This is a genomic window from Haemophilus sp. HN_Hi08, from assembly GCF_049824455.1.
GTDB classification, from domain to species: domain Bacteria; phylum Pseudomonadota; class Gammaproteobacteria; order Enterobacterales; family Pasteurellaceae; genus Haemophilus; species Haemophilus influenzae_D.
Genome location: NZ_CP187493.1, coordinates 1259227 through 1272696, shown reverse-complemented (window position 1 = coordinate 1272696; position 13470 = coordinate 1259227). Strand labels below are relative to the sequence as shown.

General features: G+C 36.8%; 17 protein-coding genes. 6 read left to right on the top strand and 11 right to left on the bottom strand.

All coding sequences use genetic code 11. The features are described 5' to 3' along the window. Positions 1-115 precede the first annotated feature (115 nt). Genes ACPT8O_RS06280 through thiI form a run of 4 tightly spaced genes read right to left on the bottom strand, consistent with a single transcriptional unit; the run spans position 116 to position 2772 of the window. On the bottom strand, positions 116-274 hold the full coding sequence (locus ACPT8O_RS06280) for a YoaH family protein (protein WP_005688434.1): 159 nt from the start codon (positions 272-274) through the stop codon (positions 116-118). Beyond that, on the bottom strand, positions 267-986 hold the full coding sequence (truC, locus tag ACPT8O_RS06275; protein WP_021035242.1) for a tRNA pseudouridine(65) synthase TruC: 720 nt from the start codon (positions 984-986) through the stop codon (positions 267-269). The genes ACPT8O_RS06280 and truC overlap by 8 nt, the downstream gene beginning before the upstream one ends. Continuing rightward, complete coding sequence (locus tag ACPT8O_RS06270) at positions 980-1300, bottom strand: YqcC family protein (RefSeq protein WP_021035243.1); 321 nt, start codon at positions 1298-1300, stop codon at positions 980-982. The genes truC and ACPT8O_RS06270 overlap by 7 nt, the downstream gene beginning before the upstream one ends. Positions 1301-1314: 14 nt before the next feature. Then, the gene (thiI, locus tag ACPT8O_RS06265; protein WP_021035244.1) at positions 1315-2772 is read right to left on the bottom strand and encodes a tRNA uracil 4-sulfurtransferase ThiI; all 1458 of its coding nucleotides are present in this window, start codon (positions 2770-2772) and stop codon (positions 1315-1317) included. Between the two features lie 147 nt (positions 2773-2919). Between thiI and xseB the strand changes: the two genes are divergently transcribed. Genes xseB through dxs form a run of 3 tightly spaced genes read left to right on the top strand, consistent with a single transcriptional unit; the run spans position 2920 to position 5983 of the window. Continuing rightward, positions 2920-3174 carry an exodeoxyribonuclease VII small subunit gene (gene xseB, locus ACPT8O_RS06260; RefSeq protein WP_021035245.1) on the top strand — a complete coding sequence of 85 codons (255 nt, stop codon included), beginning with the start codon at positions 2920-2922 and terminating at the stop codon, positions 3172-3174. Continuing rightward, positions 3174-4064, top strand: coding sequence for a (2E,6E)-farnesyl diphosphate synthase (gene ispA / locus ACPT8O_RS06255; protein ID WP_021035246.1), 891 nt, complete (start codon positions 3174-3176; stop codon positions 4062-4064). The genes xseB and ispA overlap by 1 nt, the downstream gene beginning before the upstream one ends. A gap of 41 nt (positions 4065-4105) precedes the next feature. Continuing rightward, positions 4106-5983 (top strand): 1-deoxy-D-xylulose-5-phosphate synthase, encoded by a 1878-nt coding sequence (gene dxs, locus ACPT8O_RS06250; protein WP_041175341.1) that lies wholly within the window; start codon positions 4106-4108, stop codon positions 5981-5983. A 35-nt stretch (positions 5984-6018) separates the two neighbouring features. Here dxs and ACPT8O_RS06245 read toward each other — a convergent pair whose 3' ends face one another. The 4 genes from ACPT8O_RS06245 to rplM all read right to left on the bottom strand — a co-directional run bounded on the left by ACPT8O_RS06245 (position 6019) and on the right by rplM (position 8127). Beyond that, entirely contained in the window at positions 6019-6471 is a 453-nt protein-coding gene (locus ACPT8O_RS06245) for a ClpXP protease specificity-enhancing factor (RefSeq protein ID WP_021035248.1), read from the bottom strand. After that, positions 6471-7109 (bottom strand): stringent starvation protein SspA, encoded by a 639-nt coding sequence (gene sspA, locus ACPT8O_RS06240; protein ID WP_005688426.1) that lies wholly within the window; start codon positions 7107-7109, stop codon positions 6471-6473. The genes ACPT8O_RS06245 and sspA overlap by 1 nt, the downstream gene beginning before the upstream one ends. Before the next feature lie 180 nt (positions 7110-7289). Further along, positions 7290-7682 carry a 30S ribosomal protein S9 gene (rpsI, locus tag ACPT8O_RS06235; protein WP_005631594.1) on the bottom strand — a complete coding sequence of 131 codons (393 nt, stop codon included), beginning with the start codon at positions 7680-7682 and terminating at the stop codon, positions 7290-7292. A gap of 16 nt (positions 7683-7698) precedes the next feature. Further along, a complete protein-coding gene (gene rplM / locus ACPT8O_RS06230) occupies positions 7699-8127 on the bottom strand; it encodes a 50S ribosomal protein L13 (RefSeq protein WP_005628896.1) in 429 nt (142 codons plus the stop codon). A gap of 464 nt (positions 8128-8591) precedes the next feature. Here rplM and metF point away from each other — a divergent pair, with 464 nt between their 5' ends. Continuing rightward, on the top strand, positions 8592-9470 hold the full coding sequence (gene metF, locus ACPT8O_RS06225; protein WP_021035250.1) for a methylenetetrahydrofolate reductase: 879 nt from the start codon (positions 8592-8594) through the stop codon (positions 9468-9470). Between the two features lie 88 nt (positions 9471-9558). Here metF and bioD read toward each other — a convergent pair whose 3' ends face one another. The 3 genes from bioD to folE all read right to left on the bottom strand — a co-directional run bounded on the left by bioD (position 9559) and on the right by folE (position 11371). After that, positions 9559-10287, bottom strand: coding sequence for a dethiobiotin synthase (bioD, locus tag ACPT8O_RS06220; RefSeq protein WP_021035251.1), 729 nt, complete (start codon positions 10285-10287; stop codon positions 9559-9561). 100 nt (positions 10288-10387) lie between these two features. After that, positions 10388-10654 (bottom strand): YcgL domain-containing protein, encoded by a 267-nt coding sequence (locus ACPT8O_RS06215; RefSeq protein WP_041175415.1) that lies wholly within the window; start codon positions 10652-10654, stop codon positions 10388-10390. 60 nt (positions 10655-10714) lie between these two features. Further along, entirely contained in the window at positions 10715-11371 is a 657-nt protein-coding gene (folE, locus tag ACPT8O_RS06210) for a GTP cyclohydrolase I FolE (RefSeq protein WP_021035253.1), read from the bottom strand. A gap of 136 nt (positions 11372-11507) precedes the next feature. Here folE and moeA point away from each other — a divergent pair, with 136 nt between their 5' ends. Both moeA and moeB read left to right on the top strand, forming a co-directional pair. Next, complete coding sequence (moeA, locus tag ACPT8O_RS06205; protein WP_021035254.1) at positions 11508-12722, top strand: molybdopterin molybdotransferase MoeA; 1215 nt, start codon at positions 11508-11510, stop codon at positions 12720-12722. Positions 12723-12725: 3 nt separating this feature from the next. Next, a complete protein-coding gene (gene moeB / locus ACPT8O_RS06200) occupies positions 12726-13457 on the top strand; it encodes a molybdopterin-synthase adenylyltransferase MoeB (RefSeq protein ID WP_021035255.1) in 732 nt (243 codons plus the stop codon). The last annotated feature ends 13 nt before the right edge of the window (positions 13458-13470 follow it).

Here is a 13470-nt window from a genome sequence, read left to right as displayed (position 1 = left end):
CAATAAATCAACAAGACTCTCGCCTTATCACCTAATATAGGTTCGTTATGTTTAAATATTTTGAACGGTTATGCAACGAGCAATATTCAAAAATGATAAGTAGATCACAAAAAATTTAATTTTCTGGAGTTTTTTTATCATTTTTATGAATTTCTCGTAGTGCTTTCGCCACTATTTGAATAGCTTCTCCGCTACTAATTCCTTTTGCCATAAGTTCTTGAATTTGTTCAACTGCCTTTTGTTGCTGTTCGTGTGTTAGATTTATATCAAGCATTTTCCCATCCAAATTGATTAATTAGTTTCTGCCATTGTTCATCTAGCCCTGCTGTGATAGTGATTTGTTCTTTGGTTATCGGATGAATAAAAGACAAACTATCTGAATGTAAAAATAATCGAGAACAGCCTAAATGTGAGATTAATGCACGATTTTGATGTAAGTCACCATATTGTGTATCCCCTAAAATCGGATGAAAAATATGTTTCATATGGCGACGTAATTGGTGTTTTCTGCCTGTATGAGGGATTAATTTAACTAAAGAATAACGCGCCGTTTGATAACGCCCAGCAGGATAAGGCATTTCGACTATTTTTAATCCTTCATAATCAGTAATCGCTTCTTGAGGCTCTTTATCTTCTTGAGAAAATTTATCTGCGATTTTATCCAATTGGATTTTTAGTGGATAATCTATCCGCTCTTTTCCCTGTAGATACCCTCGCACTACAGCTAAATAAGATTTCTGAACACACTTTTGTTCAAATTGTTCACACATTAAATTCGCAATTTCGCTGCTCAATGCAAATAACAACACGCCAGATGTCGGTCGATCTAAACGATGAATAGGAAATACGTGCTGACCAATCTGATCTCGCAAAGTTTGCATCACAAATTGAGTTTCATGAGGATCTAACCAACTGCGATGAACCAACATGCCAGCAGGCTTATTCACCGCAACTAGAAACGCATCTTGATATAAAATTTCTAACATTCTTTCTTGTTCAGAAGTTCTTCTAAAGCAACCAAAGGGGCTAATAATTTTTGCAATTCATCAAATTCTTTCATTGCTTCTTCAATATAAGGCGAAATGGCAATTTTATTTGGTAAAGCAGAACCACTTTCTAACAATGCCTGCATACGTGGAATAAACACCCACTGTAGCCACTCTTCGGCAAACATCGTATCAATTGAAAAAGGCTCCTCACTTAAAAAAGCCTCTGCAGCAGGGGGCATCGTTTGCCATAAATTAAGTTGCTGCATAGTAATTTGAAGCTGTTCAAGATGCTGTTTAGTTTGATTACGCATATTTTATATCCTAATTAATGAATGTTTTTTGCAAACACACGCACATTTGAAAAACCATTTTCTTTCAAATATAAGGCCTGTAATTTGCTCATCACACCACGTTCACAATACAACACGTAATTTTTACTTTGATCAAGACTACCAAATTGAGAGGAAAGTTTGTAGAACGGCATTTGAATGACTTCATGTGCATCCGATTTAAATGGATTTTCATCCGTTTCTTCTGGGCTACGAATATCCAAAATCACTTCATTTTCGCCTAATATAGAAATTGCCTCGACTTCCACGACTTCTTTTTCTGTTTCTTCTGCGATCTGGCGAATATCTAAATATTTCGCATTTTGCACCGCACTTTCTAGAATCTCGAAATTAAAATACCCTTCTTCTGTAACAATTTTCTCGCGAACAGCTTTGATCGTAGGATTTTTTGAAATCACACCACAAAATTCAGGCATAGATTTTGCAATATCGTCAGTGCCAATTTCTTTCGCCATTGCGATAATTTGTTCTTTATCGTGCGTAATTAGCGGACGTAATACTAAGGCATCAGCGACTTCATCAATCAAGCGTAAATTGGTTAAAGTTTGGCTAGAAACTTGTCCTAATGCCTCCCCTGTCACAATCGCTTCAATATTAAAACGTTGAGCGACTTTACTTGCTGCTCGCACCATCATCCGTTTTAATACAACACCCATTTGGCCGTTATCGACTTTCTCTAAAATCTCCCCCACAACGCCTTCAAAGTTAATTGCAATAAAGCGTACTTTATGTGAAGCGCTATAGCGTTGCCAAATATGATAAGCCATTTGCTTTACGCCAATTTCATGGGCTGCGCCGCCAAGATTAAAGAAACAATAATGAACTCGAGAACCACGACGAATTAGCATATAACTTGATACGCCAGAATCAAATCCCCCCGAAATCAAAGAAAGCACATCCTCTTGCGTCCCAATTGGATAACCGCCAATCCCTGCGTGACGTGCTTTAACTAACATCATTTTGTCATCTTCAATATCAATACGAACTGTCACATCTGGATTTTTCAACCGCACTTTTGCGCTTTCAATATGTTGATTTAATCCACCGCCGATATAACGTTCTGCTTCAATCGAACTAAATTTATGTTTTCCCTTACGTTTTACTCGAACGCAAAAGGTTTTGCCTTGAAGTTGTTGCACGACATCAGCAAGCGTCAATTCAAAAATATGATGTAAATCGGTAAAGGGTTTTTCTTCAACTTCTAAAAAATGATGAATACCGGGAATACGTTGTAACAAGGCGATTAATTCTTCACGATTTTCTTCATTTTTTGACCGCACTTCAATGTAATCCCAGTGACGTACAACTGCAGTTTCTTCATCATATTTCTGTAAAATATTGCGGATATTAGAGGTCAAAATTTTTGCGAAACGTTTACGAACAGTCTCGCTTTTAATCATAATTTCAGGAAAAAGTTTAACGACAAATTTCATATGAATAGCTTGGATATTTAAAGTGGCGAGTATTTTACGCAAAGATAGTGAAAAGTCCACTGGTCCTAGCTTGAAATAATTTTTTAACAACTCAAGTAAAATACAGTACAATGGCAAGCAATTTTTACCGTGAAAAAGGACGATTAAATGGCGCGTAAACCTGCATCTTCACAAGATTTTGAAACAACATTAGCGCAGTTAGAAAATATTATTACGCATTTAGAAAATGGCGATCTACCGTTAGAAGAAGCATTAAAAGAATTTGAACAAGGTGTGCAACTCGCTAAGTTAGGACAAGAACGTTTACAACAAGCAGAACAACGTATTCAGATCTTACTGCAAAAAACAGAAGATGCTCCACTGAATGATTATAAAGGGAATGATTATGAAGGGAATGCTTAATGGGTCACTTTTCTGAAGAATTACAACAGGTTCAAAATCGTATCAATCGCTTTTTAGAAGCTCAATTTGAGGGCATTGAAAGTCATAATGCACCTTTGCTTGACGCGATGAAATACGCATTATTACTTGGTGGTAAACGAGTTAGACCTTTTTTGGTTTACGCAACAGGTCAAATGCTTGGCGCAGAGAAACAAACCTTAGATTACGCTGCTGCTGCCATTGAAGCCATTCACGCCTATTCCTTAATTCACGATGATTTACCTGCGATGGACGATGACAATCTACGTCGTGGACATCCTACTTGTCATATCCAATTTGATGAAGCTACAGCTATTCTTGCGGGCGATGCACTACAAAGTTTCGCATTTGAAATATTAACCAAAACTCCGAATATTTCTGCTGAACAAAAACTGGCTTTAGTTCAAATTTTAGCTCAAGGCTCAGGCGTACAAGGAATGTGCTTAGGGCAAAGTTTAGATCTTATTTCTGAACATAAACAAATTAGTTTAAGCGAATTAGAATTAATCCATCGTAACAAAACGGGTGCGTTGCTAATTGCCGCATTGAAATTAGGTTTCATTTGTTCTCCGCATTTTACCGACAAAAAGTTAGAACAATCCTTAACGCAATATGCGGAAGCCATTGGCTTAGCGTTTCAAGTTCAAGATGATATTTTAGATATTGAAGGCGATAGTGCAGAAATTGGCAAACAAGTCGGTGCCGATCTTGATTTAGATAAAAGCACATATCCAAAATTACTTGGATTAAGTGGTGCAAAACAAAAAGCACAAGATCTATATCAAAGTGCTTTGTCTGAATTAGAAAAAATTCCTTTTAATACGACCGCACTTCGTGCATTAGCTGAATTCATTATTACCAGAAAAAGTTAAACACTCACAAAAGTGCGGTCAAAATTTATAACGTTTTTAAAATGACTAACAATATGAACAATTATCCTCTTTTATCTTTAATTAATTCTCCAGAAGATTTACGTCTTTTAAATAAAGACCAGCTACCACAACTCTGCCAAGAATTACGTGCTTATCTTTTAGAATCAGTTAGTCAAACTAGCGGGCATTTAGCATCAGGTTTAGGCACGGTGGAACTGACTGTTGCGCTACATTATGTGTATAAAACACCATTTGATCAGTTAATTTGGGATGTTGGACATCAAGCTTATCCACATAAAATTTTAACGGGTCGCCGAGAGCAGATGTCCACAATTCGTCAAAAAGGCGGTATTCATCCTTTCCCTTGGCGTGAAGAAAGTGAATTTGATGTATTAAGTGTTGGTCACTCCTCCACGTCTATTAGTGCGGGATTAGGTATTGCAGTCGCTGCAGAACGAGAAAATGCAAGTAGAAAAACAGTATGTGTCATCGGTGACGGCTCAATTACGGCGGGAATGGCATTTGAGGCATTAAATCACGCTGGGGCATTGCATACAGATATGTTAGTTATTTTAAATGATAACGAAATGTCTATTTCAGAAAACGTTGGTGCATTAAATAATCATCTTGCGCGTATTTTCTCTGGCTCTCTCTACTCTACACTTCGTGATGGCAGTAAAAAAATCCTTGATAAAGTTCCTCCAATCAAAAACTTTATGAAAAAAACCGAAGAACATATGAAAGGTGTAATGTTTTCGCCAGAAAGTACATTATTTGAAGAACTCGGTTTTAACTATATTGGCCCAGTGGACGGGCATAACATTGAGGAATTAGTGGCAACACTTACGAATATGCGTAATCTGAAAGGCCCGCAATTTTTACATATAAAAACAAAAAAAGGTAAAGGATATGCGCCTGCAGAAAAAGATCCGATTGGTTTCCACGGCGTACCAAAATTTGACCCAATCAGTGGCGAATTACCCAAAAACAATAGTAAACCAACTTATTCGAAAATTTTTGGCGATTGGCTATGCGAAATGGCAGAAAAAGATGCCAAAATTATTGGTATCACACCTGCAATGCGTGAGGGTTCAGGTATGGTAGAATTTTCCCAACGCTTCCCAAAACAATATTTTGACGTAGCAATTGCAGAACAGCACGCTGTCACTTTTGCTACAGGACTTGCAATTGGCGGATACAAACCTGTTGTCGCAATTTACTCGACATTTTTACAACGTGCTTACGATCAATTAATTCACGATGTTGCCATTCAAAATCTCCCTGTGCTATTTGCGATTGATCGAGCGGGAATAGTTGGCGCAGATGGTGCTACACACCAAGGGGCATTTGATCTCAGCTTTATGCGTTGTATTCCCAATATGATTATCATGACACCAAGTGATGAAAATGAATGCCGTCAAATGCTCTATACAGGTTATCAATGTGGCAAACCAGCGGCAGTACGTTATCCTCGCGGAAATGCCGTTGGTGTAAAACTTACTCCTTTGGAAATGCTACCTATCGGTAAATCACGTTTAATTCGAGGGGGTCAAAAAATTGCGATTTTAAACTTTGGTACCCTGTTACCATCTGCGTTAGAAGCATCAGAAAAACTCAATGCAACGGTTGTCGATATGCGTTTTGTGAAACCGATTGATATTGAAATGATTAATGTGCTTGCTCAAACTCACGATTATTTAGTCACATTAGAAGAAAATGCAATTCAAGGTGGGGCGGGATCAGCTGTGTCAGAAGTACTAAATTCATCAGGAAAATCAACCGCACTTTTACAACTTGGTTTACCAGATTATTTTATTCCCCAAGCGACACAGCAAGAAGCATTGGAAGATTTAGGATTGGATACAAAAGGCATTGAAGAAAAAATTATCAACTTTATTGCAAAACAGGACAATTTATAAAAATAAACGCGATGATAATTTCATCGCGTTTTTTCTTAATCCACAATTCTTAAATGGGAAACTGATTTTGTTTTCTTTTTTTCTTCTCGTTTTTTAGGCTTATCTACTGCTTCATAAAAACCTGTTGGTTGTTCAGTATCTGGCTCGATGTTAAGTTCATCATAAATTTCCTCAGGTTCAAACATCACGCCATCGCCATTCTCACGAGCATAAATCGCAAGGGCTGCTCCCATTGGAATATACAATTCACGAGAAACACCTTTAAAGCGCGCATTAAACTGAATGAAATCATTTGTAAGTTGTAAATTACCCGTAGCATTAGCAGACAAGTTTAATACAATCTGTCCATCTTTTACATATTCCACAGGAACATTTACTCCCAAGTAAGTCGCATCAACAACTAGATAAGGCGTAAAATTATTATCTACTAGCCAATCATAATAGGCGCGTAATAAATAAGGGCGCTTAGGGGAAGCTTTGTATTCCATTACTTATCATCCATTAAATTTTTTGGTGCAGCCTCACCTACAGACTGCAAAAAAGAATCGCGTGTAAATACACGTTCCATATAAGCTTTAATTGCTTTACTTCCTGTGCCTGTAAATTCCACACCTAAATGTTTTAATTTCCATAATAATGGTGCAACATAGCAATCAACCAAACCAAATTCTTCATTCATAAAATAAGGCATCTGTTGAAAAATTGGGGCAATCCCTAATAATTCTTCTTTTAACTGTTTTAATGCTGAAATTTTTTCTTTTTCTGTACCGTTTTCTGCTTTTGCAAGGGTTGGATACCAATCTTGTTCAATACGTAACATTAAAAGTCGATCTTTAGCACGAGAAACAGGATACACTTGCATTAATGGAGGATGTGGAAAACGTTCATCAAGATATTCCATTATGATGCGTGAATTAAATAATACGAGATCACGATCAACCAACGTAGGCACAGTGCCGTATGGATTTAATTCCATTAAATCTTCTGGTAGTGCTTGCAAATCAACCTCTGCGTTTTCATAAAGCACACCTTTTTCAGCCAAAACAATTTTTACCTGATGGCAATAAATATCATCTTTATTTGAAAAAAGGGTCATTACTGAACGTTTATTTGATGCGCTGGACATTTATTCCTCCGAAGATCCAAAAATATTCTAGGTTTTTAAGGGGCAATATTCTACCATAAAGCATTACCTATTTGCCAATATAATCTTTTTTATTGTTTTATAATCAATAAGTTAGAGTAAATAAAATAATAAAAAAGCAGAGATTTCTCTCTGCTTTTCTTTTGGAAACGAAAATAAAAATTAACGTTTTGAATATTGTGGACGACGACGCGCTTTGTGTAAACCCACTTTTTTACGTTCAACGCGACGTGCGTCACGAGTAACGAAACCAGCTGCACGAAGTGCTGGGCGTAATGTTTCATCGTATTCCATCAATGCACGAGTGATACCGTGACGGATTGCACCCGCTTGACCAGAAATACCACCACCTTTAACTGTGATGTATAGATCTAATTTATCAGTTAATTCAACCAACTCTAATGGCTGACGTACTACCATACGCGCTGTTTCGCGACCAAAGTAAACATCTAATTCACGTTGGTTGATAGTGATTTTACCACTGCCCGGTTTGATAAATACACGAGCTGAAGAGCTTTTGCGGCGACCTGTGCCGTAGTTTTGATTCTCTGCCATTTTCTAAACCTCGTGATTAAATATCTAATACTTGTGGTTGTTGTGCAGCGTGTTGGTGTTCAGCACCTGCATACACTTTTAATTTACGGAACATTGCACGGCCTAATGGACCTTTTGGCAACATACCTTTAACCGCAATTTCAATCACTGCTTCAGGACGGCGAGCGATCATTTCTTTGAAAGTCGCTTGTTTGATACCACCTACATAGCCAGTGTGCCAGTAGTAAAGTTTATCTGTTTCTTTACGACCAGTTACTGCCACTTTGTCTGCGTTAATAACGATGATGTAATCACCAGTATCTACGTGTGGAGTGTACTCAGCCTTGTGTTTACCACGAAGACGACGTGCTAATTCAGTCGCTAAACGACCTAAAGTTTTACCTGTCGCATCTACTACGTACCAGTCGCGTTTAACCGTTTCTGGTTTTGCTACAAAAGTTTTCATTAATTAATTACCAAAAATTAGTTTGATACCCAGTGTTCTTATGAACACAACCATTAATCTTAATCATCACCCCTTCGAGTGTGATCTCGATAAAATAATGTACGATGGGAATTCGCACATTTACAGGGTCGGCGTATTATACTCGTTTTTTCATAAAATGCTAATTTTTTGCACTAAAAAATAAATCTATTGTATTTATTTAACACGCATTTATCTTTCTATAAAAATACACAAAAAAATTACCGCACTTTCTTTTTCGTTGTAAAATGGGATAAATCATTGCTAACAAAAGTGCGGTAGTTTTGAGTACGTTTTGATCTAAAAATTAGTTATTATCGAACAATCATTATCCATTTATTGAATTATTAATAATAATCATACTTTTAATGAATAAATTGAAATTGACTCATATTAAAACCTATTTTATTGTACAAATACTATTTTAGAATCCTAAAGGAAGCCTTATGAGCTACGCGAAAGAAATTGATACATTAAATCAACATATTGCAGATTTTAATAAAAAAATTAATGTCTCTTTTGAATTTTTTCCTCCTAAAAACGAAAAAATGGAAACCCTTCTATGGGATTCCATTCATCGTTTAAAAGTCTTAAAGCCTAAATTTGTGTCAGTCACTTACGGCGCAAATTCGGGAGAACGTGACCGCACTCACGGCATTGTGAAAGCCATTAAACAAGAAACTGGCTTAGAAGCCGCACCACATTTAACTGGAATTGATGCGACTCCTGAAGAATTAAAACAAATTGCGAGAGATTATTGGGATAGTGGTATTCGCCGTATTGTTGCGTTACGCGGTGACGAACCTAAAGGTTACGCAAAAAAACCATTTTATGCGTCAGATCTTGTGGAATTACTCCGTTCTGTCGCTGATTTTGATATTTCTGTAGCCGCTTATCCTGAAGTTCATCCAGAAGCAAAATCCGCACAAGCAGACTTGATTAATTTAAAACGTAAAATTGATACAGGTGCAAATCACGTGATTACGCAATTTTTCTTTGATATTGAAAACTACCTGCGTTTTCGTGATCGTTGTGCATCAATTGGTATTGATACTGAAATCGTACCCGGTATTTTACCTGTTACTAATTTTAAACAACTCCAAAAAATGGCATCATTCACTAATGTGAAAATTCCAGCGTGGTTAGTTAAAGCCTATGATGGTTTGGATGATGATCCAACTACACGTAATCTTGTAGCAGCAAGTGTTGCAATGGATATGGTAAAAATTTTATCTCGTGAAGGCGTAAATGATTTCCACTTTTATACGTTAAATCGTAGTGAATTAACTTATGCTATCTGTCATATGTTAGGTGTAAGACCTTAATTATCACAATAATATATTTCTTTTCAAACACAAAATAAGGGCGATATTTCGCCCTTATACAAAACTAAAAAAATTCAACCGCACTTCGTTATTTTACTAATTCAGCTTGCATATACATTAATCGATCTATATTCGTTAAATAATGCCCTAATTCTTGTTCTTCGGGTTTATGTAAATAAGGAATTTTACCTAAAAGCGGCGCATCAATATGTTCAACAAGCAAATCAACAATTTCTGCATAATGGCTTAATAATGGATTAATTCGATTCGCTATCCAACCTAATAAAGGTACACCTAACTGTTGGATAACCTTTACCGTTAATAAAGCGTGATTTACGCAACCATCTTTAATTCCAACTACAAGAACTACTGGCATTTTTCGTTGAGTAATCCAATCTGCAAAACTTTTTCCTTCTGCCATTGGTGTCATTAAACCAAAAGATCCTTCCACCACAACAGATTGATAAGTTTGATTCAAACGCGTTAAATCACAATTAATTTTATCTAATTTAATCCGCATTTTATCTTGTGTGAGCATTGGTGCACAGTGACTAAAAGTATAGCTATTAATATCCTGATAAGACACATTTTCTTTTGTTGAATTCATCAGCGTTAATACATCAGCATTTACAAAATTATCATAATCAGATGTATTTTCTGACTGAGCAACAGGATAAATACTCTCTTCTCCACAACAAGCAATGGGTTTATAGCCGACAACTTGCACGCCCTGCCCTTGCAAGGCTTGAATCATTGCGCGTGCTGCTGTTGTTTTCCCTACATTCGTATCTGTCCCTGCGACAAAAAAACTACTCATTTTTTCTCCTTTAAAAAGTGCGGTGGATTTTAAAGGAATTTTTTATTTAATAATTTGAGATAACGCAAATTTTCACTTTTTTATCTTAGAAATAGACAAATTATTTGATCTCACTCAAGCTATTAAATAAACCATCATCTTGTTTTGTCATTTGTAAATAAAATCCTTGGAGTTTAATTGTTTCTAATACTTCATTACAATCTACATTGTGTAATGCTTTACGCCCAAGCAGATTAAACATCATTACTAATTCTGGTTTACCAAAATGTTCGAGTAAAACGCTGGGAACTGAAGAAAAATCCTCTCTATTAGCAACATAAAGGTAACTTCCTAACTTCTTTTTACTTTTATAAATGGCACATAGCATATTTAATTTCCCGAAATAAAAATCCGCACATTTTACGTGCGGATTACAATTTATCATTTCCTATTTTTGAACTGTGGCTAAAAATTCTTTACGAGTATCTCTATCTTCTAAAAATACGCCACCATAAGCAGATGTGACAGTATAACTATTTGTATCTCTAATACCACGCGCTTTCACGCAAAAATGGGTCGCTTTCACATATACCGCCACATCATCGGTTTCAAGAATGGTTTGGAATGCTGTCAAAAGTTGCTCGGTTAAGCGTTCTTGAACCTGTGGACGTTGCGCAAAAAACGAGACAATTCGATTAATTTTAGAAAGACCAATCACCCAATCTTTTGGATAGTACGCCACACAAACTTTACCATCAATCGTCACAAAATGATGTTCACAAGTGCTTGTTAGCGTGATGTCATTCACTTGCACCATTTCGCTGACTTTCATTTGATTTTTGATTTTTGTCATCTTTGGAAAATTGGCATAATCCATTCCACTGAAAATCTCATCAATAAACATTTTAGCTAAACGATTTGGCGTTTCTTCTAAACTATCATCTCGCAAATCTAATCCAATCAGCTTCATCACTTCATTCATATGTTTTGCAATGTTTTCTCGGCGTTCATTTTTAGCCTGTGTTGGATCAATCATTGGTGTTTCAATGCCTTTCTCAATCAAGGCATTTCTTACATTCAGTGCATCCAGTGAAATTTTGCTCATAATAGTCTTTCCTAAAAAAATAATCGGCTATTCTAGCAAAGGATAATAGGATGGTAAAATGATAAAAATTGCAAATTTGAATGAATAAGTCTTTAGAGATAAAATACCGACTTATTTTATTAAATAAGGATTTTCTATGCTTACATTGGATCAAACTCGCTCGAAAATGCTCGAACAGATTCCCTTCCCAACTCAAACTGAAAGCCTAAATTTACAAGAAGCCACCAATCGAATTTGTGCAGAAGATATTATTTCGCCTATCAATGTTCCCTCTTTCGATAATTCAGCAATGGATGGTTATGCTGTACGTTTATCGGATTTACAACAATCCTTAACCCTTTCAGTGGCAGGAAAATCTTTTGCAGGTAATCCATTCCAAGGGGAATGGCCATCAAAAAGTGCGGTCAGAATTATGACTGGCGCGATGATTCCTGAAGGCGCAGATGCCGTGATAATGCAAGAGCAAGTGACACTCAATGAAGACGGTACCATCACTTTTAGTGAATTGCCTAAACCAAACCAAAACATCCGTCGTATTGGAGAAGATGTAAAAAAAGGCGATGTGGTATTGGAACAAGGCTCACCGCTTACCCCTGTTTCCTTGCCATTATTAGCCTCTCTAGGGATTGCAGAAGTAAAATGCTATCGCCAATTAAAAGTCGGCGTACTCTCAACTGGCGATGAACTTGTGGAAGTCGGTAAGCCATTGCAAAGCGGACAAATCTACGATACCAATCGTTTTACCGTAAAATTACTGCTAGAAAAACTAAACTGTGAAGTCATTGATTTAGGGCTATTGCCTGATAATGAAGCCGAATTTGAAAAGGCATTTATTGCCGCACAAAGCCAAGCCGATTTAGTGATTACCAGTGGCGGTGTTTCCGTTGGTGAAGCGGATTTCACTAAAGCGGTATTGGAAAAAGTAGGTCAAGTAAATTTCTGGAAAATTGCAATCAAACCGGGCAAACCATTCGCTTTTGGTAAATTAGAAAACGCTTGGTTCTGTGGTTTACCAGGCAATCCTGTTTCCGCATTAGTGACATTTTATCAACTTGTTCAGCCACTCATTGCTAAACTTCAAGGCCAAAAACAATGGAAAAAACCACCGCACTTTTCAGCCATTGCTACAATGGATTTGAAAAAAGCAGTAGGACGTTTAGATTTCCAACGGGGTTTTTATCACATCAATGAACAAGGTCAAATTGAAGTACAATCAGTAGGATTTCAAGGCTCTCATCTCTTTAGTGCTTTTGTAAAAAGCAATTGTTTTATCGTTTTAGAACAAGAACGAGGCAATGTCACTGCAGGTGAAACAGTGACAATTGAGCCTTTCAATCATTTATTAGGATAACAAATGATCGAGCTTAGTCACGAAGAAGAATTGCGTTATAACCGTCAAATTATTCTTAAAAGCATAGATTTTGATGGGCAAGAAAAACTCAAAGCAAGCAAAATGCTGATCGTTGGGCTTGGCGGCTTAGGTTGCGCAGCCAGCCAATATCTCACTGCGGCAGGTGTCGGGAATTTAACACTGTTGGATTTCGATACTGTTTCTCTTTCGAATCTTCAACGACAAGTCTTGCACTGCGATGCACGTTTGAATATGCCCAAAGTAGAGTCAGCTAAAATTGCACTGGAACAAATTAATCCGCATATAAACATAGAGACCATTAATGCGAAATTAGATAAAGAAAAACTGGCTGAAATCATTCCGCACTTTGATATTGTTTTAGATTGTACAGACAATGTAGAAATCCGTAATCAATTGGATCGCCAATGTAATAATGCAAAAATTCCTCTTATTTCTGGCGCGGCGATTCGAATGGAAGGTCAGGTTTCCGTTTTCACTTATGAACCAAATACACCAACTTATCGTGATCTCAGCAAATTATTTGGGCAAAATATATTAAGCTGTGTTGAAGCAGGCGTGCTTGCACCAATCGTCGGCATTGTGGGAAGCATTCAAGCCTTAGAAGCAATTAAAGTGCGGTTAAAAATCGGTAAGAATTTGTGTGGACGCTTATTGATGATTGATGGTTTTTCGATGAATATCCGAGAAATTAAACTTCCAACCAGTGTGGAATAAAACGCTTAAAAAG

Coding starts and splice junctions, on each gene's coding strand:
- ACPT8O_RS06280 (WP_005688434.1), bottom strand. CDS start 274: ATGCTTGATATAAATCTAACACACGAACAGCAACAAAAGGCAGTTGAA.
- truC (WP_021035242.1), bottom strand. CDS start 986: ATGTTAGAAATTTTATATCAAGATGCGTTTCTAGTTGCGGTGAATAAG.
- ACPT8O_RS06270 (WP_021035243.1), bottom strand. CDS start 1,300: ATGCGTAATCAAACTAAACAGCATCTTGAACAGCTTCAAATTACTATG.
- thiI (WP_021035244.1), bottom strand. CDS start 2,772: ATGAAATTTGTCGTTAAACTTTTTCCTGAAATTATGATTAAAAGCGAG.
- xseB (WP_021035245.1), top strand. CDS start 2,920: ATGGCGCGTAAACCTGCATCTTCACAAGATTTTGAAACAACATTAGCG.
- ispA (WP_021035246.1), top strand. CDS start 3,174: ATGGGTCACTTTTCTGAAGAATTACAACAGGTTCAAAATCGTATCAAT.
- dxs (WP_041175341.1), top strand. CDS start 4,106: ATGACTAACAATATGAACAATTATCCTCTTTTATCTTTAATTAATTCT.
- ACPT8O_RS06245 (WP_021035248.1), bottom strand. CDS start 6,471: ATGGAATACAAAGCTTCCCCTAAGCGCCCTTATTTATTACGCGCCTAT.
- sspA (WP_005688426.1), bottom strand. CDS start 7,109: ATGTCCAGCGCATCAAATAAACGTTCAGTAATGACCCTTTTTTCAAAT.
- rpsI (WP_005631594.1), bottom strand. CDS start 7,682: ATGGCAGAGAATCAAAACTACGGCACAGGTCGCCGCAAAAGCTCTTCA.
- rplM (WP_005628896.1), bottom strand. CDS start 8,127: ATGAAAACTTTTGTAGCAAAACCAGAAACGGTTAAACGCGACTGGTAC.
- metF (WP_021035250.1), top strand. CDS start 8,592: ATGAGCTACGCGAAAGAAATTGATACATTAAATCAACATATTGCAGAT.
- bioD (WP_021035251.1), bottom strand. CDS start 10,287: ATGAGTAGTTTTTTTGTCGCAGGGACAGATACGAATGTAGGGAAAACA.
- ACPT8O_RS06215 (WP_041175415.1), bottom strand. CDS start 10,654: ATGCTATGTGCCATTTATAAAAGTAAAAAGAAGTTAGGAAGTTACCTT.
- folE (WP_021035253.1), bottom strand. CDS start 11,371: ATGAGCAAAATTTCACTGGATGCACTGAATGTAAGAAATGCCTTGATT.
- moeA (WP_021035254.1), top strand. CDS start 11,508: ATGCTTACATTGGATCAAACTCGCTCGAAAATGCTCGAACAGATTCCC.
- moeB (WP_021035255.1), top strand. CDS start 12,726: ATGATCGAGCTTAGTCACGAAGAAGAATTGCGTTATAACCGTCAAATT.